This is a genomic window from Sphingomonas sp. FW306-1B-B10E (genome assembly GCF_058782005.1).
In genome coordinates this window covers 62,582-82,766 of sequence record NZ_JBYSXG010000011.1, presented here as the reverse complement: position 1 = coordinate 82,766, position 20,185 = coordinate 62,582, and the positions used below count along the sequence as shown (strand labels likewise).

Annotated in this window: 24 protein-coding genes; 13 read left to right on the top strand and 11 right to left on the bottom strand. The window is 65.7% G+C overall.

What is annotated here, in order from left to right:
* Positions 1-17: 17 nt before the first annotated feature.
* The gene (locus tag AC3WJI_RS06705; RefSeq protein ID WP_492756480.1) at positions 18-341 is read left to right on the top strand and encodes a hypothetical protein; all 324 of its coding nucleotides are present in this window, start codon (positions 18-20) and stop codon (positions 339-341) included.
* Between the two features lie 54 nt (positions 342-395).
* On the opposite strand, the gene AC3WJI_RS06700 is transcribed toward AC3WJI_RS06705, so the two are convergent.
* Positions 396-884 (bottom strand): Ros/MucR family transcriptional regulator, encoded by a 489-nt coding sequence (locus tag AC3WJI_RS06700; RefSeq protein ID WP_492756479.1) that lies wholly within the window; start codon positions 882-884, stop codon positions 396-398.
* Between the two features lie 369 nt (positions 885-1,253).
* On the opposite strand from AC3WJI_RS06700, the gene AC3WJI_RS06695 reads away from it, so the two are divergent.
* The 6 genes from AC3WJI_RS06695 to AC3WJI_RS06670 all read left to right on the top strand — a co-directional run bounded on the left by AC3WJI_RS06695 (position 1,254) and on the right by AC3WJI_RS06670 (position 6,932).
* Positions 1,254-3,404, top strand: a complete 2,151-nt coding sequence (locus AC3WJI_RS06695; protein ID WP_492756478.1) for a TonB-dependent siderophore receptor — start codon at positions 1,254-1,256, stop codon at positions 3,402-3,404.
* Between the two features lie 2 nt (positions 3,405-3,406).
* The gene (locus AC3WJI_RS06690; RefSeq protein WP_492756477.1) at positions 3,407-3,709 is read left to right on the top strand and encodes a ketohydroxyglutarate aldolase; all 303 of its coding nucleotides are present in this window, start codon (positions 3,407-3,409) and stop codon (positions 3,707-3,709) included.
* A 29-nt stretch (positions 3,710-3,738) separates the two neighbouring features.
* The gene (locus AC3WJI_RS06685) at positions 3,739-5,202 is read left to right on the top strand and encodes a PepSY-associated TM helix domain-containing protein (protein WP_492756496.1); all 1,464 of its coding nucleotides are present in this window, start codon (positions 3,739-3,741) and stop codon (positions 5,200-5,202) included.
* On the top strand, positions 5,199-5,537 hold the full coding sequence (locus AC3WJI_RS06680) for a DUF3325 family protein (protein WP_492756476.1): 339 nt from the start codon (positions 5,199-5,201) through the stop codon (positions 5,535-5,537). The genes AC3WJI_RS06685 and AC3WJI_RS06680 overlap by 4 nt, the downstream gene beginning before the upstream one ends.
* A gap of 117 nt (positions 5,538-5,654) precedes the next feature.
* Positions 5,655-6,659: a LacI family DNA-binding transcriptional regulator gene (locus tag AC3WJI_RS06675; protein ID WP_492756475.1), complete on the top strand. Its 1,005-nt coding sequence runs from the start codon at positions 5,655-5,657 to the stop codon at positions 6,657-6,659.
* A 105-nt stretch (positions 6,660-6,764) separates the two neighbouring features.
* Positions 6,765-6,932 (top strand): hypothetical protein, encoded by a 168-nt coding sequence (locus AC3WJI_RS06670; RefSeq protein WP_492756474.1) that lies wholly within the window; start codon positions 6,765-6,767, stop codon positions 6,930-6,932.
* A gap of 158 nt (positions 6,933-7,090) precedes the next feature.
* Here AC3WJI_RS06670 and AC3WJI_RS06665 read toward each other — a convergent pair whose 3' ends face one another.
* Positions 7,091-8,383, bottom strand: coding sequence for an MFS transporter (locus tag AC3WJI_RS06665; protein WP_492756473.1), 1,293 nt, complete (start codon positions 8,381-8,383; stop codon positions 7,091-7,093).
* A gap of 154 nt (positions 8,384-8,537) precedes the next feature.
* Here AC3WJI_RS06665 and pgsA point away from each other — a divergent pair, with 154 nt between their 5' ends.
* Genes pgsA through AC3WJI_RS06650 form a run of 3 tightly spaced genes read left to right on the top strand, consistent with a single transcriptional unit; the run spans position 8,538 to position 9,780 of the window.
* The gene (gene pgsA, locus AC3WJI_RS06660; RefSeq protein WP_492756472.1) at positions 8,538-9,092 is read left to right on the top strand and encodes a CDP-diacylglycerol--glycerol-3-phosphate 3-phosphatidyltransferase; all 555 of its coding nucleotides are present in this window, start codon (positions 8,538-8,540) and stop codon (positions 9,090-9,092) included.
* Positions 9,092-9,343, top strand: a complete 252-nt coding sequence (gene moaD / locus AC3WJI_RS06655; RefSeq protein WP_492756471.1) for a molybdopterin converting factor subunit 1 — start codon at positions 9,092-9,094, stop codon at positions 9,341-9,343. Before pgsA ends, moaD begins: the two co-directional genes overlap by 1 nt.
* Positions 9,340-9,780, top strand: coding sequence for a molybdenum cofactor biosynthesis protein MoaE (locus AC3WJI_RS06650; RefSeq protein WP_492756470.1), 441 nt, complete (start codon positions 9,340-9,342; stop codon positions 9,778-9,780). The genes moaD and AC3WJI_RS06650 overlap by 4 nt, the downstream gene beginning before the upstream one ends.
* A 128-nt stretch (positions 9,781-9,908) precedes the next feature.
* On the opposite strand, the gene AC3WJI_RS06645 is transcribed toward AC3WJI_RS06650, so the two are convergent.
* The 4 genes from AC3WJI_RS06645 to AC3WJI_RS06630 all read right to left on the bottom strand — a co-directional run bounded on the left by AC3WJI_RS06645 (position 9,909) and on the right by AC3WJI_RS06630 (position 14,378).
* The gene (locus AC3WJI_RS06645) at positions 9,909-10,808 is read right to left on the bottom strand and encodes a hydrogen peroxide-inducible genes activator (protein ID WP_492756469.1); all 900 of its coding nucleotides are present in this window, start codon (positions 10,806-10,808) and stop codon (positions 9,909-9,911) included.
* A 230-nt stretch (positions 10,809-11,038) separates the two neighbouring features.
* Positions 11,039-12,619 carry an alkyl hydroperoxide reductase subunit F gene (gene ahpF, locus AC3WJI_RS06640; protein ID WP_492756468.1) on the bottom strand — a complete coding sequence of 527 codons (1,581 nt, stop codon included), beginning with the start codon at positions 12,617-12,619 and terminating at the stop codon, positions 11,039-11,041.
* Positions 12,620-12,818: 199 nt separating this feature from the next.
* The gene (gene ahpC, locus AC3WJI_RS06635; protein WP_492756467.1) at positions 12,819-13,382 is read right to left on the bottom strand and encodes an alkyl hydroperoxide reductase subunit C; all 564 of its coding nucleotides are present in this window, start codon (positions 13,380-13,382) and stop codon (positions 12,819-12,821) included.
* A 237-nt stretch (positions 13,383-13,619) separates the two neighbouring features.
* Entirely contained in the window at positions 13,620-14,378 is a 759-nt protein-coding gene (locus AC3WJI_RS06630; RefSeq protein ID WP_492756466.1) for a sulfite exporter TauE/SafE family protein, read from the bottom strand.
* Positions 14,379-14,535: 157 nt separating this feature from the next.
* Between AC3WJI_RS06630 and epsC the strand changes: the two genes are divergently transcribed.
* From epsC to AC3WJI_RS06615, 3 genes are all read left to right on the top strand, one after another.
* Positions 14,536-15,231, top strand: a complete 696-nt coding sequence (gene epsC, locus AC3WJI_RS06625; protein WP_492756465.1) for a serine O-acetyltransferase EpsC — start codon at positions 14,536-14,538, stop codon at positions 15,229-15,231.
* On the top strand, positions 15,231-15,569 hold the full coding sequence (locus AC3WJI_RS06620) for a DUF2794 domain-containing protein (protein ID WP_492756464.1): 339 nt from the start codon (positions 15,231-15,233) through the stop codon (positions 15,567-15,569). Before epsC ends, AC3WJI_RS06620 begins: the two co-directional genes overlap by 1 nt.
* A gap of 103 nt (positions 15,570-15,672) precedes the next feature.
* A complete protein-coding gene (locus AC3WJI_RS06615) occupies positions 15,673-16,182 on the top strand; it encodes a hypothetical protein (RefSeq protein ID WP_492756463.1) in 510 nt (169 codons plus the stop codon).
* A gap of 61 nt (positions 16,183-16,243) precedes the next feature.
* Here AC3WJI_RS06615 and AC3WJI_RS06610 read toward each other — a convergent pair whose 3' ends face one another.
* The 5 genes from AC3WJI_RS06610 to phoB all read right to left on the bottom strand — a co-directional run bounded on the left by AC3WJI_RS06610 (position 16,244) and on the right by phoB (position 20,183).
* Positions 16,244-17,368, bottom strand: coding sequence for a hypothetical protein (locus AC3WJI_RS06610; protein WP_492756462.1), 1,125 nt, complete (start codon positions 17,366-17,368; stop codon positions 16,244-16,246).
* A 230-nt stretch (positions 17,369-17,598) separates the two neighbouring features.
* Positions 17,599-17,856 (bottom strand): hypothetical protein, encoded by a 258-nt coding sequence (locus tag AC3WJI_RS06605; protein WP_492756461.1) that lies wholly within the window; start codon positions 17,854-17,856, stop codon positions 17,599-17,601.
* A 36-nt stretch (positions 17,857-17,892) separates the two neighbouring features.
* A complete protein-coding gene (locus tag AC3WJI_RS06600) occupies positions 17,893-18,780 on the bottom strand; it encodes an SDR family NAD(P)-dependent oxidoreductase (protein WP_492756460.1) in 888 nt (295 codons plus the stop codon).
* Positions 18,781-18,982: 202 nt separating this feature from the next.
* Positions 18,983-19,411 carry a hypothetical protein gene (locus tag AC3WJI_RS06595; protein WP_492756459.1) on the bottom strand — a complete coding sequence of 143 codons (429 nt, stop codon included), beginning with the start codon at positions 19,409-19,411 and terminating at the stop codon, positions 18,983-18,985.
* 79 nt (positions 19,412-19,490) lie between these two features.
* Positions 19,491-20,183: a phosphate regulon transcriptional regulator PhoB gene (gene phoB, locus AC3WJI_RS06590; RefSeq protein WP_315588853.1), complete on the bottom strand. Its 693-nt coding sequence runs from the start codon at positions 20,181-20,183 to the stop codon at positions 19,491-19,493.
* Positions 20,184-20,185: the final 2 nt, after the last annotated feature.

Sequence of the window (20,185 nt, the reverse complement as noted above, 5' to 3'; positions counted from 1 at the left end):
ATCCACAGGCATCGTCGATGAATCCAGCGAACCTCTATGCCCGCCTCATCCAGTGGATCGGCGACGGCACCGGCGCGCCGGATACCGTGCTCCATATCCATGCCGGCATGGCGGTGCTGCTGACGGTGCGCGTGCTCACCGGGCGGTCGCTGGCGACGCCGTGGCCGCTGCTGGCGGTCTATCTCGCCGAGTTCGCCAACGAGGTCATGGATTATTTCGCGCATGGCCGGGTGATGCCCGACACGCTGAGCGATGTGCTCAACACGGTGTTCTGGCCGACGATCTTGTTCATTGGCCTTCGCATACGGCGCGCACGCGCGCTCGAGCAGCAAGGCAACTGAGGATCTGCGCCGCCGGGTAGGTGCCGTGCGCCCAGACGCACGGCACCTCATGGCTCAGGCCGGCTTGCCGCGGCCGCGTGCCGCAGGTGTTGCCGGAGCGGTCTGCGAGCGTGCTGCGCGCCCCTTGGCGCCGAGGCCGATCTTCTTCGCCATGGCGCGGCGCTGTTCCGAATAGCTTTCCGCTACCATCGGATAATCGGGCTTCAGATTGTAGCGCTGGCGATATTCCTCGGGCGTCAGGCCGTGCGTCGAGAGATGGCGGCGCAGCGTGCGATACGGCTTGCCGTCGATCATCGAAAGGATGTGATCCTTCGAAGCGAGCGACTTGCGGGCCGATACTGCTGGCGAGAATTCCTGCGCAGGGCCTGCTTCTTCGCCATCGCTGGGTGCTGCGCCGCCGGCAAGTTCAGTTACGGTGGCATGCATCGTCCGCAAGAAGGACGGAACATCCTCTGCCGAGACCCGATTGTTCTGGTTTCCCAGCCACGCAATCGTCAGCTCGGTGGCTAGCTCGACTGCGTTGAGGCTGTTTTCGTCCGACATGGCGACTCCTTATCGTTGTTCGTGCGGCACGTTCACCTGTGCCGGCAGACAAGCATAAAGAAAGATGCGGCGCTGTCGACCACATGTATTGGCTTTTTTGCGTTTTATGTCGCGACTGTTCTTCGAGCGTGTGTTTTATGAGGCGGAACATTTGATGCGAAATGGCACGCATTGCTCGCGCGTTGAGCTGCCCTCGCGATTTCGCATGAATACAATTGTTTAGAGCGTGCATCTGCATTCCTGGCGCGTACCGATGCCCAGGCAGGGATGCGCCCAATGCCTGCCAGCGGTTAATGCTATTGCGATTGACTCGCAAAATGCGTGCTTTTATGGCGCCACGCAACCATTCCGGTTCAAAAAGGGAATCCAATGAAGCTGGCCCGGCGCCACCTCCTGCTGGCGAGCAGTTTGCTGGCGAGCGTTCCCACGCATGCCTTTGCCGCCTCAGATCCCGACCCCGCGGGCGCTGTAGACGTGCAAGAGCAGGCACGGGGCGAGATCGTGGTCACCGGGACGATCGAGCAGCAATCGCACTCGGCGACCGGCCTCGCGCTGACCCCTAAGGAAACGCCGCAGTCGGTGACGATCATCGATCGCCAGCGGATTGCGGATTTCGCGCTGACCAACGTCAACGACCTGCTCGACCAGACCGTCGGGATCAATGTCGAGCGTGTCGAGACCGACCGTACCTATTTCAATTCGCGCGGGTTCGACGTGTCGAACTTCCAGGTCGACGGGATCGGCATGCCGCTGTTTTGGGGCATCCAGTTCGGCGAGCTCGACACCGTATTATTCGACCGGGTCGAGACGGTGCGCGGCGCCAATGCCATCATGACCGGGATCGGCAATCCTTCCGCGACGATCAACTATGTCCGCAAACGCCCGACCGACAGCCTCCAGGCCAATGCCACGGTGCAGGGCGGATCGTGGAGCCAGTGGCGCGGCGAGGCCGACGTCTCGGTCCCGCTCGGCGACGCCGTCGCGGCGCGGCTGGTCTATGCGCATTCGGAGCGCGGTTCGTATCTCGACTACAACCACGTCAATCGCGACGTGTTCGGCGGGATCCTGAGCTGGAAGGTCACGCCGCAGCTGACCCTCACCGCCGGCTATTCGCAGCAGGACAATCGCGCCGACGGGGTGATGTGGGGGGCGCTGCCGCTCACCTATAGCGACGGTACGCGGATCGATTTTCCGGTCTCGGCGTCGACTTCAGCCGACTGGACCTATTGGAACGTCAACGACCAGAGCGCCTTTGCCGAAGCGAATTACGCCTTTGCCGGCGGCTGGTCGATCAAGGGCATCTTCACCTACAAGCGCTTCAAGGAGAATGCGAAGCTGCTCTATGCGTTCGGCTATCCCGACAAGACCACCGGGCTCGGCGTCGAGGGATCTTCGGGCATCTATCCGTCGACCTATGACCAATATCTCGGCGACTTCTACGCCTCGGGCCCGGTCAAGCTGTTCGGCCGCGAGCACAGCCTGGCGTTCGGCGTGTCGACCGGGCGCTCGGACGGGCTCGAATATGAGGACTTTTCGTCCGACGCGATCGTCTATCCGCCGGTCGGCGACTGGGACAAGGGCCTGATCCCGGAGCCGGCCTACGGCAACGAATATCTCGCCGCCGACTATACCGACCGACTCACGCGCGTGTACGGCGCTGCGCACCTCAACTTCGCCGACAATCTCAAGGGCGTGGTCGGCGCCAGCGCGATGTGGATCAAGTCGACCGGGCAATCCTATGGCACCGATCAGTCGCGCAAGAACAGCAAGGTCAGTCCCTATGTCGGGCTCTTGTTCGAGCTGACCAAGAACGTCACGCTCTATGCGAGCTATACCGACATCTTCAATCCGCAGGTCGAGACCGATTTCGACAATCGCAAGCTCGATCCCGCGCAGGGCAGCAGCCTCGAAGGCGGCATCAAGAGCGAGTGGTTCGGCGGCAGGCTCTACGCCACCGCCTCGCTGTTCCGCGCCAAGCAGAAGGGGCTCGCCTTCGCGGCGGGCACCTTCGGCGACCCCGACGGCCCATGCCCCGACGGCCCGCTCGGCGACACTTGCTATACCGGCGTCGACGCCACCTCCAAGGGCTTCGAGCTCGAACTCGCCGGCAAGATCACCGACACTTGGTCGCTGAGCGGCGGCTATACCGGGCTCGAGATCGAGGACGAGGTCGGCGCCCGCACGCGAACCTGGATCCCGCGGCGGACGCTCAAGCTCGCAAGCACCTATAGCGTGCCCGAGGCCAAAGACCTCAAGCTCGGCGCGCAGCTGCGCTGGCAGAGCGCGATCAGCTATGTCGATACCGGCGTGCAGGATGTCGGCGGCAACCCTGTCGTGCTGCGCCAGGGCAGCTATGCTATTGTCGATCTGATGGTCGGAATACGATTGCTCGACCGCGTTCGCGCGACGGTCAATGTGCGCAACGTCGCCAACGAGAAGTATCTGGCCAGCCTGATGTGGGGCCAGGCCTATTACGCCGCGCCGCGCAGCGCGCTCGTCTCGCTCAGCTTCGCTTACTGAGCATGGCCGGAGCACAAACCCTGCGCCGCGACTGGCGCTATCGCGGCAATGTCGCGATCCGCGCGGTGACCGCCATCCTTGGCACCTATCTGATCGCGGCTCTGCTCGCCGCAGCATTTGCGCGGACGCTGCCGATGGCGCGAGTCGAGGCCGTGACATTGGGGACCTTGCTGGCCTTGCTCGTCGCGCCGGCAGTTCCGGTCTGGGCGTTTCTGGCGCGCGGTCCGTGGCGGGCGCTTGCAGGCGTGGTGGCGGTGTGCCTGCTGCTCGCGGGTATCGCCTGGCTCGCGGGGCAGCCGGCTTGAGCACGATCCGCGACGGCGCGCGCCAGGCGATGGCGTGGCTGCACGGCTGGACGGGCCTGCTGCTCGGCTGGGTCTTGTTCGTGATGTGCCTGGCGGGCACGCTCAGCGTGTTCAAGCCCGAGATTGGCCGCTGGATGCGCCCCGAAGCGAGCGCCACCGCCGACCCCGCCGAAGCGATCGCCGCCGCCACGCGTTGGCTCAGCCAGAACACCAAGGACCCGACCGGCTGGTACCTCGCCGCGCCCGACGCGCGGATGAACACCGTCGAGGCAGCCTATAGCGATGGCGGCACCTTCCTGTACCGCGCGCTCGATCCCGTGACAGGAGCGCCCGTCGCGCGCGAGACGTTCGGCGGCGAATTCTTCTACCGGCTCCATTTCGAGCTCGAACTGCCCTTTCCCTGGGGCCGGCTGCTCGCCTCGCTCGCCGCGGCGGTAATGCTCATCGCGCTGGTCACCGGGGTCATCGCGCACCGCCGCATCTTCAAGGACTTCTTCACCTTTCGCATTGGCAAGGGCCAGCGCTCGTGGCTCGACGGGCACAATGCGCTCGGCGTGCTGGCGATGCCCTTTCACCTGATGATCACTTTTACCGGACTGGTCACTTTGGCATCGCTGAGCATGCCCTGGGGAATCGCCGCGGCCTATGGCAGCGACCTGGAGACGCTCTACCACGAGATGGTGCCCGGCATCGCCGCGCGCGCCGCGACGGGGACGAAGGTTCCGCTGGCACCGGTCGCGCCGATGCTGCGCGAGGCGAAGCGCCGCTTCGGCGGTGCACCGATCGGCCGCGTCTACGTGATCAATCCGGGCGATGCAGCCGCGGTGGTGACGGTGTTCCGCGCCGATGCCGGACAGATCGGCTTCACCTCGGGCGAGATCAGTTTCGACGGCACCACCGGCAAGCCGCTCGCCGGCTGGACCGAGAGCCGGCCGGTAATCCAGACCTATAATGTCGTCTACGGCCTTCATATGGGCCGCTTCGCGCCATCGCTGACGCGCTGGCTCTATTTCCTCGGCGGCGCGATGCTCACCCTGGCGATCGCCACCGGACTAGTGCTGTGGGTGGTCAAGCGCCGCGAGCGCGCGCCGCTGTCGCTCGGCAATCGCGTGCTCGAGCGCGTCAATGTCGGGGTGCTGGCGGGCGTGCCGCTCGGCTGCGTCGCCTTCCTGCTCGCCAATCGCCTGCTGCCGCTCGATACGCTCGATCGGTCGGGGACCGAAGTGTCGGCGGCATTATGGACCGCAGCGGCGGCGCTGGCCGTCGGCGCGGCGCTGCCCCCTAAGCGCGCCTGGCCGCTGCTGCTCGGGCTGGTCGCCGCGGGCTGCGCCGTCGCGCCCTTCTTCGCCTCATGGGGGCAGGGCGACCAGGTTATCGTGATCGGCAACCTGATGCTGCTCGCCATCGCCGCCGCGCTCGCCGCTTTGGTCTGGCGCCAAACGCATCCCAAGGCCGCGCCGGTGCGCCGGCGTGCCGCGAGGGCAGCGGCATGATCGCCGCGGCTCTACTCTATCTCGGCATGTTCGCGCTGGCGTCGGGCATGTCGCGGCATGCGCCGGCGCTGCTGGGGCAATGGTATTCTCCTGACCGGGTCGCGCTTCTGCCGCGCATCGGCTGGGTGCTGGTCGCGCTGTCGCTCGCCGCCGCCTTGCTGAGCCCGGACTGGCCTCGGGCGTTGGTCGCGTGGTTCGGGCTCGCGCCGCTCGCCGCGGGGGTCGTGCTGCTGAGCCTGACCTTCGCCGCGCGGGTGGCGCGCGGCGGCGTGGCCGTGGCTGCGGTGCTTGGTGTCCTCGGCCTCGGCCTGGCGCTGGCGGGCATCACCGCCTGACGCGGCGCCTGACTGCGCAGGTGCAGCATATATCTTGGCTTGCGCATTGCCAGCGCTGTCAAATATGCCGGGCAAGGGGCCCGTTGCATCAGACGCAATCGGCCGGGGGTTTCTGCGATGTCCAGCCGTCCGACGATCAAGGAAGTCTCAAAGATCGCAGGCGTGTCGTTCAAGACCGTCAGCCGCGTGCTCAACAACGAAAAGCATGTCAGCGAGGAGACGCGGCGCCGCGTCGAGGAAGTTGTCGCGCGGCTGAATTTCCGCCCGAGCCACGCGGCGCGCACGTTGGCTGGGCGGCGCTCATTCCAGGTCGCGTTGCTCTACGACAATCCCAGCCCCTATTACGTCTATCACGTCCAGATCGGCGCGCAGCAGCGCTGCAGCGAGCTCGGCTATCGGTTGCTGCTCCAGCCGGTCGATAGCCAATCGCCTGAGCTGGTCTCGAACGTCATGGCGCTGATCGATGAGGCGCATCTCGACGGGGTGATCCTGTCGCCGCCGGTGACCGAGATGCCCGCCTTGCTCGACGAGCTCGATCGCCGCGGCCTGCCTTATGTCCGCATTGCCCCAGGCGCGCGCAAGGAAGCCGGGATGGCCGCGACGATTGACGACATCGCCGCCGCGCGCGAAGTCACCGAGCATCTGATTTCGCTCGGCCATCGCGAGATCGGCTTCATCCGCGGACTCGAGAGCCACGTCTCCACCTGGGAGCGTTTACAGGGCTATCGCGAGGCGCTCGAGGCGCATGGCATTGCCTTTGACGAGGACTTGGTCGCGGCGGGCGAGAACAGCTTCGCCTCGGGCGGCGAGGCGGCGCGCAAGCTGCTCGAGCGCGACCCGCGGCCGACCGCGATCTTCGCCGGCAATGACGACATGGCCGCGGGCGTGCTCGCGGTGGCGCACGAGAACGATGTCGACGTGCCCGGCGCGCTGTCGATCGCCGGGTTCGACGATTCGGACCTTGCTCGCGCGGTGTGGCCGCCGCTGACTACGATGCGCCAGCCGGTGCGCGAACTGGCCTATGCCGCGGCGAATTCGCTGCTCGCGCCCGACGCCGAGCCGCGGGTCATGTTGGAGCACCAGCTGATGGTACGCTCGACCACTGGGCCGGCCCCGCGTTAACCACCGGATGCGCGAAGGTTCCGCACCAAATCTGTCCCGCGGAAAGACGTGCGTTAACCGTATTCGGCGCTGGCAATAAAAGTAAACAAGTCGTTAACTCGTGCGATGCAGACTCACCTCGTCGCCCAGGGCCATGCTCGCCGCCATCCGTTCCGCGTCCAGATGCGCCGCGTCGTGGCGATCGAGCGCAAGCTCAGCGACGACAGCGACTGGAAGCTCTTCGCGCTGAGCTTCGCGGCGTTCTTCGTTTGCTTCTCGACGTTCATTATCTGAGACTTAGCCCTCTCCCGCTTTCGCGGGAGAGGGTTGGGTGAGGGTCTTCTTCTTCCGACTTGAGTTGCGACGAAAGAAGAAGGCCCTCACCGCTGCGACTAGGCAGCAAGCTGCCGAGTTTCGCTGCCTCTCCCTCGAAAGCGGGAGAGGGTAAAGTCTCACGGAATCGGATCGAGCCCGTGGGGCAGGTCCTCGGCCTTGTAGAGCCGCCAGGCGCAATAGGCCGAGGCGAGGCACAGCAGGAACACCACCCAGACTGCATGGACCACGTCGACGCCGGGGACGTGCGTCAGACCGAGCACGCCGACCGACCCGATCACCATAGCGCCCGAATTGACGATGTTGTTCGCCGCGACGGTGCGCGAGGTCTGCGACTTGTCGACTGTGGTGGTGAGAAAGGCATAGAGCGGCACCACGAACATGCCGCCGGTGATCGCGATCATCGCCAGGTCGGCCAGCACGCGCCACGCTTGCGGCAGCGCAAGGAAGTTCGCGGTCTTGAGCAGCGGTCCGTCGCTCACCGGGAAGAAGGCTGCGGCGAAGTAGAAATCGACGACGAATACCGCCATCGCCAACACAGAGGCGGGCGCGTATTTCGCCGAGACATGCCCCTTGAGCATGCGGTTGATGATCACCGATCCGATCGCGATGCCGACTGAGAAGATCGCGAGGAACACGCTCGCTACGTCCTTCTGCGCGTGGAACACATTCTTGACGAGCGGTGGGAATAACACCCCGAGCACCGCCGCGATCGTCCAGAATACGCTGATGGAGACGATCGCGAGGTAGAGCCGCGGGATGTGCATCGTCGCGCCGATCAGGCGGGCGGAGGCACGGAAGATGTTGAAGTCGATCTTGAGCTTGGTCATCGGCGGCGCCGGCGGAATTTGCAACGAGGCCAGCCAGCCGGTCATCGCGACGCCGATCACTGCGAAAGCGGCGACGGTCGGGCTGATCAGGCCGCCCGCGATTGTCCCGCACAGCACGGCGATATAGGTGCCCGCCTCGACCAGCCCGGTGCCGCCTAGGACTTCGTCTTCGTTCAGGTGCTGGGGCAGCACCGCATATTTGATCGGCCCGAAAAAGGTCGAGTGGACGCCCATGCCGACGAGTGCGACGAGCATCAGCGGCAGGCTCTTGATGAAGATGCCGAGCGAGCCGACCAGCATGATCAGCACTTCCGCGGCCTTGATGATCCGCATGATCTTCGCCTTGTCGTAACTGTCGGCGAGCTGGCCGGCGAGCGCGGAGAACAGGAAGAAGGGCAGGATGAAGATGCCGGTGGCGATCGCGCTGAACCTTGTCTCCTCCTCGACCGAGTTGAAGATCTGGTAGGTCGCGAAGAAGATCATCGCGTTCTTGAAGAGGTTGTCGTTGAAGGCGCCGAGGAACTGCGTGACGAACAGCGGCAGGAAGCGGCGCTCCTTGATCAACCCGAGCGCACCGATCATACGAACCCATGTCCTTGAAGCGCGGGGAGAGAACCCCGCCAAATGACGGGCCCGCATAGCCGAGGGGCAAGGAACGTATCAACCGCCATATGCGTCCCACCTCGATGACGAAGATGGTTTCGGCAGCCGCACGACCAATGCTAGGACAAGGCCGATGCTGACCCTGCCCAACATCCTGACCTTGTCGCGGATCGTCACTGTGCCGCTGCTCGCGGCGTTCCTGTGGTGGCCCGAATGGCGGACGGGCTATGCGGTCGCCTTCGCGATCTACTGCCTGATGGGCATCACCGATTATTTCGACGGCTATCTCGCCCGCGCGCAGGGAACGGTCTCCAAGCTCGGCGTGTTCCTGGATCCGATCGCCGACAAGATCATGGTCGCCGCGGTGCTGCTGGTCCTTGCCGGGCGCGGCGTGTTGGTCGAGCTCAACCTCATCCCGGCGCTGGTGATTCTCGCGCGCGAGATCGCCGTGTCGGGCTTGCGCGAATTCCTCGGCGGCATCCGAGTGTCGCTGCCGGTATCGCAGCTCGCCAAATGGAAGACGACGCTCCAGCTCGTCGCGATCGGCGGGCTGATCCTCGCCGGTGCGTTACCCGAAATCTTGTGGCTCGGGCGGATAGCGATCCTCGGTCTGTGGGGTGCGGCGGCACTGACCCTGATCACCGGCTGGGACTATCTTCGTGTTGGCCTAAAGCACATGGATACGTGATGGATTTGCTCTATTTCGCCTGGGTGCGCGAGCGCATCGGGACGGGAGCGGAGCAGCGCGATCCCCCGGAAGCGGTGCGAAGTGTCGCCGATCTGATTGCCTGGCTGGCAACATTGAGCCCGGGCCATGCCGAGGCGATGCGCGAACCCGAGCGACTGCGCGCGGCGATCGACCAGAAGTTCGTGCCGCTCGATGCTATGCTTGGCGATGCCCGCGAGGTTGCCCTCTTTCCGCCGGTGACCGGCGGATGATCCGCGTCTCGGTCGATCCCGCGCCGATCGAGCTTGCCGTCGAAGTCGCCGCACTCGAGGAACGCGGGGCGGGGGGCGTCGCGACCTTCACCGGCATCGTACGCGGCGACGATGGCGTCACTGCGCTCGAACTCGAACATTATCCCGGAATGACCGAACAGGCGCTGATCGCGCTGGCCGAAGCCGCGACCGAGCGCTGGTCGCTGCTCGGCGTAACGATGGTCCATCGCGTCGGCGTGATGGTCCCCGGCGACCGCATCGTCTTCGTCGGCACCGCCGCGCACCACCGCCGCGAGGCGCTCGACGCCTGCGCCTATCTGATCGACCGGCTCAAGACCAACGCGCCTTTCTGGAAGCGCGAGCAGCGCGGCGACGACGCCCGCTGGGTCGAAGCGCGCCACAGCGATGCGGACGCTGCCGCGCGCTGGGAAGGCTGACAATCCCCGAAGGGGTGCAGTATCAACCCCAGTGCTTCTGCGAAAGCAGTCCGGAGCCACGGGCCACTTCCTTTGCAACCCCAGGCTCCTGCTTTCGCAGGAGCACACTCCCTAACGACGGTATAACCCTACGCGGTCTCCGCCAGCACCTGTGCCAGCAGCCGAAAGTCGCGTTCGCGCGGGCTCGCCTTGCGCCACACCAGCGCGATATGCCGCGACGCATTCTCCGCTTCGAGCGGCCGCGCGGTAACCTGGGTATGCGCGAGGATGCCGGCGTCGACCGCCATTTGCGGCAGCATCGTCACGCCGAGCCCGTTGTCGACCATCTGGACCATCGTGTGAAGCGAAGTGCCGAGCATCGTCGCTTCGGCGCGCAGCTCGGGACGGTTGCAGGCGGCCAGCGCATGGTCCTTGAGGCAATGCCCGTCCTCGAGCATCAGCAGCCGATTGGCGTCGATATCGGCAGGGCGGATCGTCGGGGTCGGGTCCATCTCGCCTTCGGGGAACGCCACGAACAGTCGGTCGTCGAACAAGGGCGCCGCCTCGACTTCGCCGCAGCTGAACGGGAGGGCGAGCAGCACGCAATCGGTGCGCCCGTGGTGGAGCTGCTCGCAAGCCTGGCCGCTGGTCTCTTCGCGCAAGAACAGCTTGAGGTCGGGATATTCGCGCCGCAGCCGCGGCAGGATCCGCGGCAAAAGGAACGGCGCAATCGTCGGAATCACGCTCATCCGCATCTCGCCCGAGAGCGGCCGCCCGGCGACGCGGGCGAGGTCGCCGAGTTCGTCAGCCTCGCGCAGCACGCGGCGCGCCTTTTCGACGATCCGCTCGCCGAGCGGCGTGAAACGCACGACGCGGCGGGTGCGCTCGACCAGCACGACGCCGATCAGGGTCTCCAGCTCGCGAACCCCCGCGGACAGCGTCGATTGGGTGACGAAGCACGCCTCCGCCGCGCGCCCGAAATGCCCGGCATCGTGCAGCGCGACGAGATACTGGAGCTGCTTGAGCGTGGGGAGGTAGGTGGCGGCCACTGATCGTCCCTGTCGATTGTGTCGGCGATATAGAGTGGCGGGGGCGATAACTCAATTCCTCCCCGAGCTTGCTCGGGGAGGGGGACCGCGCCCGCAGGGCGTGGTGGAGGGGGCGCGCCGCAGGCGCGGGCGCCGGGTGCCGATTGCGACACCGCCGTCTTCGCGGCGGCCCCTCCACCATGCTGCGCATAGTCCCCCTCCGCGAGACGAGCTCGGGGAGGAGTTGGACGCTACGCCGCTGCCTCGACCAGCACGTCCTCGGGCAGCCGGATCAGATAGTCGAACGCCGACAGCGCCGCGGTCGAGCCTGCGCCCATCGCGATGACGATCTGCTTGTACGGCACCGTCGTCGCGTCGCCCGCGGCAAAGATGCCGCGTTGCGAGGTCTCGCCGCGCGCGTCGATCTCGATCTCGCCGCGCGGGCTGAGCGCCACCGCATCCTTGAGCCATTCGGTGTTCGGCACCAGCCCGATCTGGACGAAGATGCCCTCGAGCGCGACTTCGTGCGAGCTGCCATGGTTGCGGTCCTTGTAGACCAGCCCGGTCACCTTCTCGCCGTCGCCCTGGACCTCGGTGGTCAGCGCCGACGTGATTACCTGGACGTTGGGCAGGGTCGCCAGCTTGCGCTGGAGCACCGCGTCGGCGCGCAGGTCGCTGTCATATTCGATCAGGGTGACGTGCGCGACGATCCCGGCCAGGTCGATCGCGGCTTCCACACCGGAGTTGCCGCCGCCGATCACCGCGACGCGCTTGCCCTTGAACAGCGGCCCGTCGCAATGCGGGCAATAGGCGACGCCCTTGTTGCGATATTCGTCCTCCCCGGGCACCCCCATCTGCCGCCAGCGCGCGCCGGTCGACAGGATCACAGTCCGCGCCTTTAGGCTCGCGCCGTTCGCCAGCCGCACTTCGTGCAGCCCGCCCTCGGTCGGCGCCGGGATCAATTTCTCGGCGCGCTGCAGGTTCATCACGTCGACGTCATAGTCCTTGACGTGCTGCTCGAGATGGGCGGCGAGCTTCGGCCCCTCGGTGTGCGGCACCGAGATGAAATTCTCGATCGCCATCGTGTCGAGCACCTGTCCGCCGAAACGCTCGGCCGCGACGCCGGTGCGGATGCCCTTGCGCGCCGCGTAGATCGCCGCCGCCGCGCCGGCGGGGCCGCCGCCGACGACGAGCACATCGAACGCGTCCTTGGTCTTGATCCGCTCGGCGGCGCGCGCCTCGGTCCCGGTGTCGAGCTTGGCGACGATCTGCTCGAGCTCCATCCGGCCCTGGCCGAACGGCTCGCCGTTGAGGAACACCGTCGGCACCGCCATCACCTTCCGGGAGTCGACCTCATCCTTGAACAAGGCGCCATCGATCGCGACGTGCTTGATGCGCGGATTGAGCACCGCCATCAGGTTGAGCGCCTGCACCACGTCGGGGCAGTTCTGGCACGACAGCGAGAAATAGGTCTCGAATTCGAAATCGCCGTCGAGATTCTTGACCTGCTCGATCAGTTCCTGCGCCGCGCGCGACGGATGTCCGCCGACCTGCAGCAGCGCCAGTACGAGGCTGGTGAATTCATGCCCCATCGGCAGACCCGCGAAGCGCACGCCGATATCGGTACCGGCGCGGCGGATCATGAAGCTGGGCTTGCGGCTGTCGTCCTTGCGAACGACCGAGATCATGTCGGACAGCGCCGCGATGTCGTTCAGCAGCCGCTCGAGCTCGCCCGACTTGGCATCGTCGCCCAGGCTGGCGACCAGCTCGATCGGCTGCTTGATGTTGACCAGATAGGTCTTGAGCTGTTGCGTCAGATTGGCGTCGAGCATGAGGTACTCCAAGAACGATAAGTCACCGTTCGCCCTGAGCCTGTCGAAGGGCGGCCCACCACAGGCGCGTCGCTTGAGGCTTGGTGCCCTTCGACAAGCTCAGGGCGAACGGTGATGAGAAGAAAACGGCCCGGGATGGTAGTCCACCCCGGGCCGAATCGGCGCCTCCCACAGGGGGAGGGGAGGAGGCGCCTTGGGGTTAGATCTTGCCGACGAGGTCGAGCGACGGGGCCAGGGTCTCTTCGCCCTCTTCCCACTTGGCCGGGCAGACTTCGCCCGGATGCGCGGCGATATACTGCGCGGCCTTGATCTTGCGGAGCAGCTCGGCGGCGTTGCGGCCGACGCCTTCGCTGGTGATCTCGACCAGCTGGATCACGCCTTCCGGATCGACGACGAAGGTGCCGCGGTCGGCGAGACCCTGGCCCTCGCGCAGCACGTCGAAATTGGTGCTGAGCACGTGGTTCTGGTCGCCGAGCATGTAATAGTTGATCTTGCCGATCGCCGGCGAGGTGTCGTGCCAGGCCTTGTGGCTGAAGTGCGTGTCGGTCGACACCGAATACACCTCGACGCCCATCTTCTGCAGCTGCGGATAGATGTCGGCGAGGTCTTCGAGCTCGGTCGGGCAGACGAAGGTGAAGTCGGCCGGATAGAAGAAGAACACCGCCCACTTGCCGCGCGTGTCGGCGTCGGTCACCTCGACGAACTTGCCTTCCTTATAGGCCTGCGCGGTGAAAGGCTTGATCGTGCTTCCGATGAGCGCCATGCGAATTTTCCTCCAAAGGCGTTGTGTTGCGATGCGGGATATAGGTGTGCTGCACTGCAATGCTAATGGGAAGGTTCACTCGCTATAATCGAGTGTGGCGATCAGTGGCGGAAAACTGATCGAAACGACCGCAGGCCTAAGCGGTCCAGCTCCCCTGCTAACGCAAGTGGCCATGTCCGGATCGTAACCGCTGGACCCTGCGTTCGCAGGGACGCGGGTGTCCGACTTTGCGAAGCTCTACCGCAGCGCGAGGTACAGGTTGTAAACGCTGGTCAGCGTCAGCACGATGCCTACCATCAGCATCAGCCGCTTGGGCTCGATGCGCTTGGCGAGCATCGCGCCGAGCGGTGCGGCGATCACCCCGCCGATCAGCAGCCCGACCGTGGCGAGGGTGAACGCCGCCCAGCCGAGCTGAGTGATGAAGGTCGCCGAGATCGTCGCCGTCACGAAGAATTCGGCGGTGTTCACCGTGCCGATCGTCGTGCGCGGGCTAGACCCTTGGACTAGCAGGTTGCTGGTCACCACCGGACCCCAGCCGCCGCCGCCTGCCGCATCGAGAAAGCCGCCGGCGAGCCCGAGCGGCTCGACGATCTTGGGGCTGCGCTCGTGCGGTGGGTAATGCTGCGCGCGCCACAGCAGATAGAGGCCAATCGCGGTGAGATAGGCGAGAATGAAGGGCTTGGCGGTCGCTGCATGGATGTTGGACAGCACATAGGCGCCAAGCGCGCCGCCGATCACGCCGGGAATCGCGATCCGCAGGAACAGCTTCCAATTGACGTTCTTGTGGAGCGCGTGGCTGATCCCCGAGACCGCCGTGGTGAAGGTCTCGACGGTATGGACGCCTGCCGAAGCCGCCGCCGGGGGCACGCCGAGGCTTAGCAGCAAAGTGTTCGAAATGACGCCGAACGCCATTCCCAGCGCGCCGTCGACCATCTGCGCGGCAAAGCCCACGGCGATGAACGGAAGCAGCGCCGTGAGGTCAATTCCGAAGATCATCCGCGCCCCTTGCCAAGCTGTTCGACCGGCAGGAATGCCGTGCCCACCGAATTCCCACAAGATACATCGTGTTTAGACGCGACAAGCCGCGCGCGGGGCGATTCTGGAAATCGGGCGCGTCCTGCACTAAATGGACGCGACAAAGGGGAACCCGGCCATGTTCCGTCGTCTGAAGGCCTATCTCGATTCGATCCGCGCGCGCGATCCCGCGCCGCGCAGCCGTGCCGAAATCCTGCTTTATCCGGGCGTGTGGGCGGTCTTCTATCACCGCATCGCGCATCGGCTGTTCCGCGGGCGCTGGTTCTTTCTCGCGCGTGCAGTCAATCACTGGTCACGCTGGATGACCGCGATCGACATCCATCCGGGCGCGACGATTGGCCGCAACTTCTTCATCGACCATGGCTTCGTGGTGATCGGCGAGACCGCCGAAATCGGCGACAATGTCACGATCTATCAATGCGTCACCCTGGGCGGCACCAGCCCCGACAACGGCGTCGTCGGGAAGCGTCACCCGACGATCCTCGACGGCGTAATCATCGGCTCGGGCGCGCAGGTGCTCGGCCCGATCACGCTGGGCGAGCGCGCGCGGATCGGCGCCAATGCCGTGGTGACCAAGGACGTGCCCGAAGGCGCGGTGATGGTTGGCATCCCGGCCAAGCCTACCCTGGTCGAGGCGGCGACCTGGCAGAAGGACTTCGTGCCCTATGGCACGCCCTGCAGCGACGTCTTCGATCCATCGACCCAGAAGCTCGAACTGATGCGCTGTGAGCTTGACACGCTGCGCAAGCGTCTCGACGCGATGATCGAAGCCGGCGACCCGGCCGGCAAGCGGGGACGCCGCGACCGCGCCTGATGGGAACCGTCACGCCACTCCCGATCGGCCGTCCGACCCAGGTGCCCTTCGAGCGCCTCGAGTTGACGCGCATCCTCGATCTCTACGGCCGGATGGTCGCCGCGGGGCATTGGAAGGATTATGCGATCCAGTTCGACAACGAGGCTGCGGTGTTCGCCGCGTTCCGTCGCGCCGCAGAGCGTCCCGAATACCGCATCGAGAAGCGACCCGCGCTGCGCAACCGCCAGGGCATGTGGGCGCTGGTCAACGAGAGCGGCATGATCCTCAAGCGCGGCCACGAACTCGGCCCGGTGCTCGCGCCGGTCGAGCGCCGGCTGATGAAGCTGGTCGGAGAATAACGCCCGCCGGTCTGCCTGTCCGGAGTTGCGTTTTTCCGCGTGATTGCGTTGCCGCTGTCCGCGTGAGAAGCATGCTGGTCGGAATGGACGGGGGGACTTCGGCATGGGCGTGACTCTTCTTCGCGGTGCTGCCCTGCTGGCCTGCTTTGCCCCCTTGGCGGCTCGGGCGGAGACCCCTGCCGGGGTGGAGCAAACCTGCAAGGTTATCGAGGCCGCCTACACCGCGGCGAGCGAAAGCAAGGTTCCCGCCTATCCGGTCGACATCGACCCGTCTTTCCACATGCTCGATCTTGCGCGGATCGTCCCGGACTACAGGGCGGCCATGCCGCTCACTGCCGGGGAGTTCGAAGGGCTCAAGGCCAGGGCGAGCCTATACGAAGTCGCGAAATTCCGTCCGCTCTGCTTGCCGGCCTCACAGCCGTCCACCGCGCGCGACCCGGAGGGGCACCCGATGCGCGTGTCCTTCTCGAGTCCCGTCTTCTCGGCCGATGGCCAACTGGCGATTATCGAGGTCTCGTTTCAGAAGGCCGGCTTCGGCTATGGGCTGCTATGTGTTGCGCGTCGGAAGGCAGATCGCTGGTCGGCCAAGTGTCGGAATAGCTGGATCACCTGAGCGCACTTGGCATGAATAGGGCCGGGGAGATCCCGGCCCTTCACTTCGGCGATAACTGGCCTCAGGCGATCGCGATCTGCTGCGTCGGCGGCAGGCGGCCCTCCAGCCCGCTGCCGAGCAGCCCGACGACATGCCGCCGCATCGGCTGCCAGAAAGCGGAGAGGGAGAGCAGCGCCGATCCGATCACCAACGCGGTCAGCGCAGCGGCAAGCTCGACCGCGCCGCTCTGCTCGAACAAGGCGTACATCGCCCACAACACGTAGACGAGGCTCGAGACGAGCAGCGCACGGCGGTCGACCGCCAGCGCCACTGCCGCGAAGATGATATACAGCGCGATCACCACCCCTGCCATCGGTGCGCCGATGGCCCCGTCGAACACGCCGAGCATGTGGAAGATCGGGTGCGCGATCAGCGGCGCGGCGGCGAGATGGAGCCAGAAGGCGACGTCCGAGCGGCGGGTGCGGCGCTCGCGGTCCGACATGTCCCAGCGCATCGCGAAGACGAAGACCAACACGCCCGCGATCAGCAGCATCAGGTTGAGCGAACCCTGCGAGGCGGGGACGAACGCCGTGATCGCGCCGACCGCGACCGCGACGAGCGCGAGCGCGCCTACTGCGACGGTAATCGGCACCATGAAGCGCCGCCAGTGCAGCCAGGTCGCGCTGGCGGTGACGATTCCGGTGATGATCCCGACCGCGCCGGCGAGCTGGCGCTGCTGGAGGTCGGTGGTCAGGCCAAATTGCTCAGAGAGCCAGGGTGCATTGGCGCCCCAGATCGCGCCGAACCCGACGAAGATCCCGCCGGCAAAGCCCAGCAGCAGCAGGATGCTGGGAAGCGCCATGCGGCGTTGCCGGGTGAAATATTCGGCGAGCAGCCAGCTGATAATCGCCACTGCGAAACCGCCGAACGCGACGGCAACGCCGACCTGGCGCGGTCCGTCATGGACGGCTTCGAGCCCCACGATCTTGCCGCCGATATAAAAGCCGATCCAACCCACCGCGACGAGGATCAGGATCGCGGCGATCCCGACGAAGATGTCGTTGAAGCCGGTGAGCAGCCGGAAGCTCTCTTCGTCCACCGTCGGAGTCGATTTGCTCGCGGCTACATGGTTCCTGAGCGCCGCCGCGGCTTCGGGCGAGATCACTCCCGCCTCCACCGCGCCCGCCAGGTCGCTTTCGCTGTACATGGGCATCCTCCTGTTGTGCGGCCTGCCTAGCACAAGTGTATTAGTGAAACAATACGGTGCTACGGCGGTGTTTCCGGGTTGTGCCGGTGCCGAAGGTCTCGACAGGTCACACTATCCGCAACTCTTTGCGAAACGTCGCATTTCAACGTGCAAGAGCGGCAAGGCGCTGCCGGCTGGGAAACCAAGCAGGCGCGATCCTACATTGCAAGGAGGGAGACCTCAGCGGCCTGCTAACAATTGGACAGGCTGACGGCAAAGCCCACGCGGACGCACAGGTCCTTGGCTACCCTGATCTTCGGACGCCTATCCACGGTCATCGGATCGGGGCGAGGTTCCGTACGTCCGATACGATCAGGATCGTGCGTACGGCAGACGACGATCTCCGCGTCGGCCGGCTGGCGGCTGCACGCAGGCTTGGCGAACAACCGAGGCGCGGTGACGACTTCGTCGGGGTCCACCGTCTGCAGCAAGGCGAGAAGCAGAAGCATCGCGGCACCCTCACTGCCAGATTCGATCAGGCGGCGCTATTGCAGCTTGGCCATGATCGACATGGTTTGCTCCGAGCCCGAATTGGGGACGATCTCGCCGGTACGGTCGATGATCTCGGCCCATTGCGCTGCGACGCTCTCCGGCGTCGGCTCGGCCAGCTTGGCGCCGGGAGTGAGGGTGACATAGGCCGCCTGCACGACGCCCGCGCCGGCGCCGAGGATCATGTTGGTCGGCGCGTCCTCGGAAACGAGGAACAGCGCGGCGGGCGCGACATTCTCGGGCGCAAAGGCCTTGAACGCGGCTTCGGGGAAGATGTCCTCGGTCATGCGCGTGCCGGCGACCGGGGCGATCGTGTTGACCTTGATGCCATATTTGGCGCCTTCGAGGTGGAGCGTCTTGGTCAGCCCGGCGAGCCCCAATTTGGCGGCGCCGTAGTTCGCCTGGCCGAAATTGCCGAACAGCCCGGTCGACGAGGCGGTCATCAGGATGCGGCCGTAATTCTGCGCGCGCATCGTCTCCCACACTGCCTTGGTGCAGTTGGCCGATCCGTTGAGATGAACGTCGACGACGAAGCGGAAATCCTCCGGCTCCATCTTGGCGAAGCTCTTGTCGCGCAGCACGCCGGCATTGTTGATCAGAATGTCGACGCGACCCCAGCGCGCCTTGGCTGCCTCGACCATCTCGACCATCTGGCCGTAATCGGTGACGCTGCCGCCGTTGGAAAAGGCCTCGCCGCCCGCCGCCTCGATCTCGCCGACGACCTGAAGCGCGGCGTCCGAATGGCCGGTGCCGTCGCGCGCGCCGCCGAGATCGTTGACCACCAATTTCGCGCCGCGCCGGGCGAGTTCGAGCGCGTAGGCGCGCCCGAGGCCGCCGCCAGCGCCGGTGACGATGGCGACGCGATTGTCGAAACGAATGGTCATGATGGCGCTCCCTGTTTGAGGATTTACTAGCCGCATTCGTCACGATTGTACTCCCCCCGGAATGGGCGGGGCTGTGGGTGTGACGAACGCGCCGAGTTCCAACGAGAGCGGACAAAAAGAAAAGGCCGGGCATCGGGCCCGACCTTTTCTACTCACCTCTAACCCGTCCCCACGAGGGAGGGGGTTTGGGGTCGGTTAAGACTTAACGGCCGCCACGCTGGCGGCACTGGTCCTTCACCGTCTTCGAGCACGGCGGATAGGCGTTCGGTGCAGCGGTCGCCGAAGGCGCAGCCGCGGTTGCGGGGGCGGCTGCAGGCTCGGGCGCCGCAGGCGCGGTGGCGGGCGCCATCGGAGCGGCGGGCGCCGGCGCGGCGGTCGTCGCATCCGGCGTCGCGGTTGCCGCATCGGGCGCCGCGGTCGTGGCATCGGGTGCGGCGGTCGTCGCGTCGGGCATCGCCGTCGTGCCCGAACCGGTGGTGCCGGTATTGGGGTCGGAGGGCGGGGTATTCGGATCGGGCGTGGTCGTCGCCGGCGTTTCCGTCGTTGCCGGCGGAGTCGTCTGCGGGGTCTGCTGGGCGACGGCCGTGCCGCCGATTGCGGCGAGAGCGGCCGCCAATGCGATAAGCTTCATGCAAGCTTCTCCTGAATAAATCGGGGACGCAGCAAGCGCGTCCTCAACCTGTAACGCGGGAGAAACAGGATTGGCTCCCTCAGTTCCCCGCGTCCAATGCATAGCCCGCCGAACGGACGGTGCGGATGATGTCGGGGCGGTCGCCATTGTTGATCGCCTTGCGCAGCCGGCGGATATGGACGTCGACGGTGCGGCTCTCGATGTCGCTGTCATGCCCCCAGACCGCGTCGAGCAGCCGCTCGCGCGAGAATACCCAGCCCGGATGCTCGAGGAAATGCTTGAGCAGGCGGAATTCGGTCGGTCCGAGCGAGATCACTTCGCCGCCGCGGCGCACCTTGTGGCCCACCGTGTCCATCTCGATATCGGCATAGCTGAGCGCTTCGCCGGCCAGCGCGGGGCGGACGCGACGCAGCACCGCGCCGACCCGGGCGACGAGTTCGCGCGGAGAGAAGGGCTTGGTGACGTAATCATCGGCACCGGTCTCGAGCCCGCGGACGCGATCCTCTTCCTCTCCGCGCGCGGTCAGCATGATGATCGGGATGTTGGCGGTCTCGGGCATGCGGCGCAGTCGCCGGCACACTTCGATCCCCGAAAGCCCCTCGACCATCCAGTCGAGCAGGACGATGTCGGGCGTCGCTTCCTTGGCGAGCAGCAGCGCTTCCTCGCCGTCCGGCGTGTGCTTGACCTCGTAATCCTCGCGCTTGAAATGCCACGTCACCAGTTCGGCGATCGCAGCGTCGTCCTCGACGAGAAGCATCTTCACTCGGGCCATGT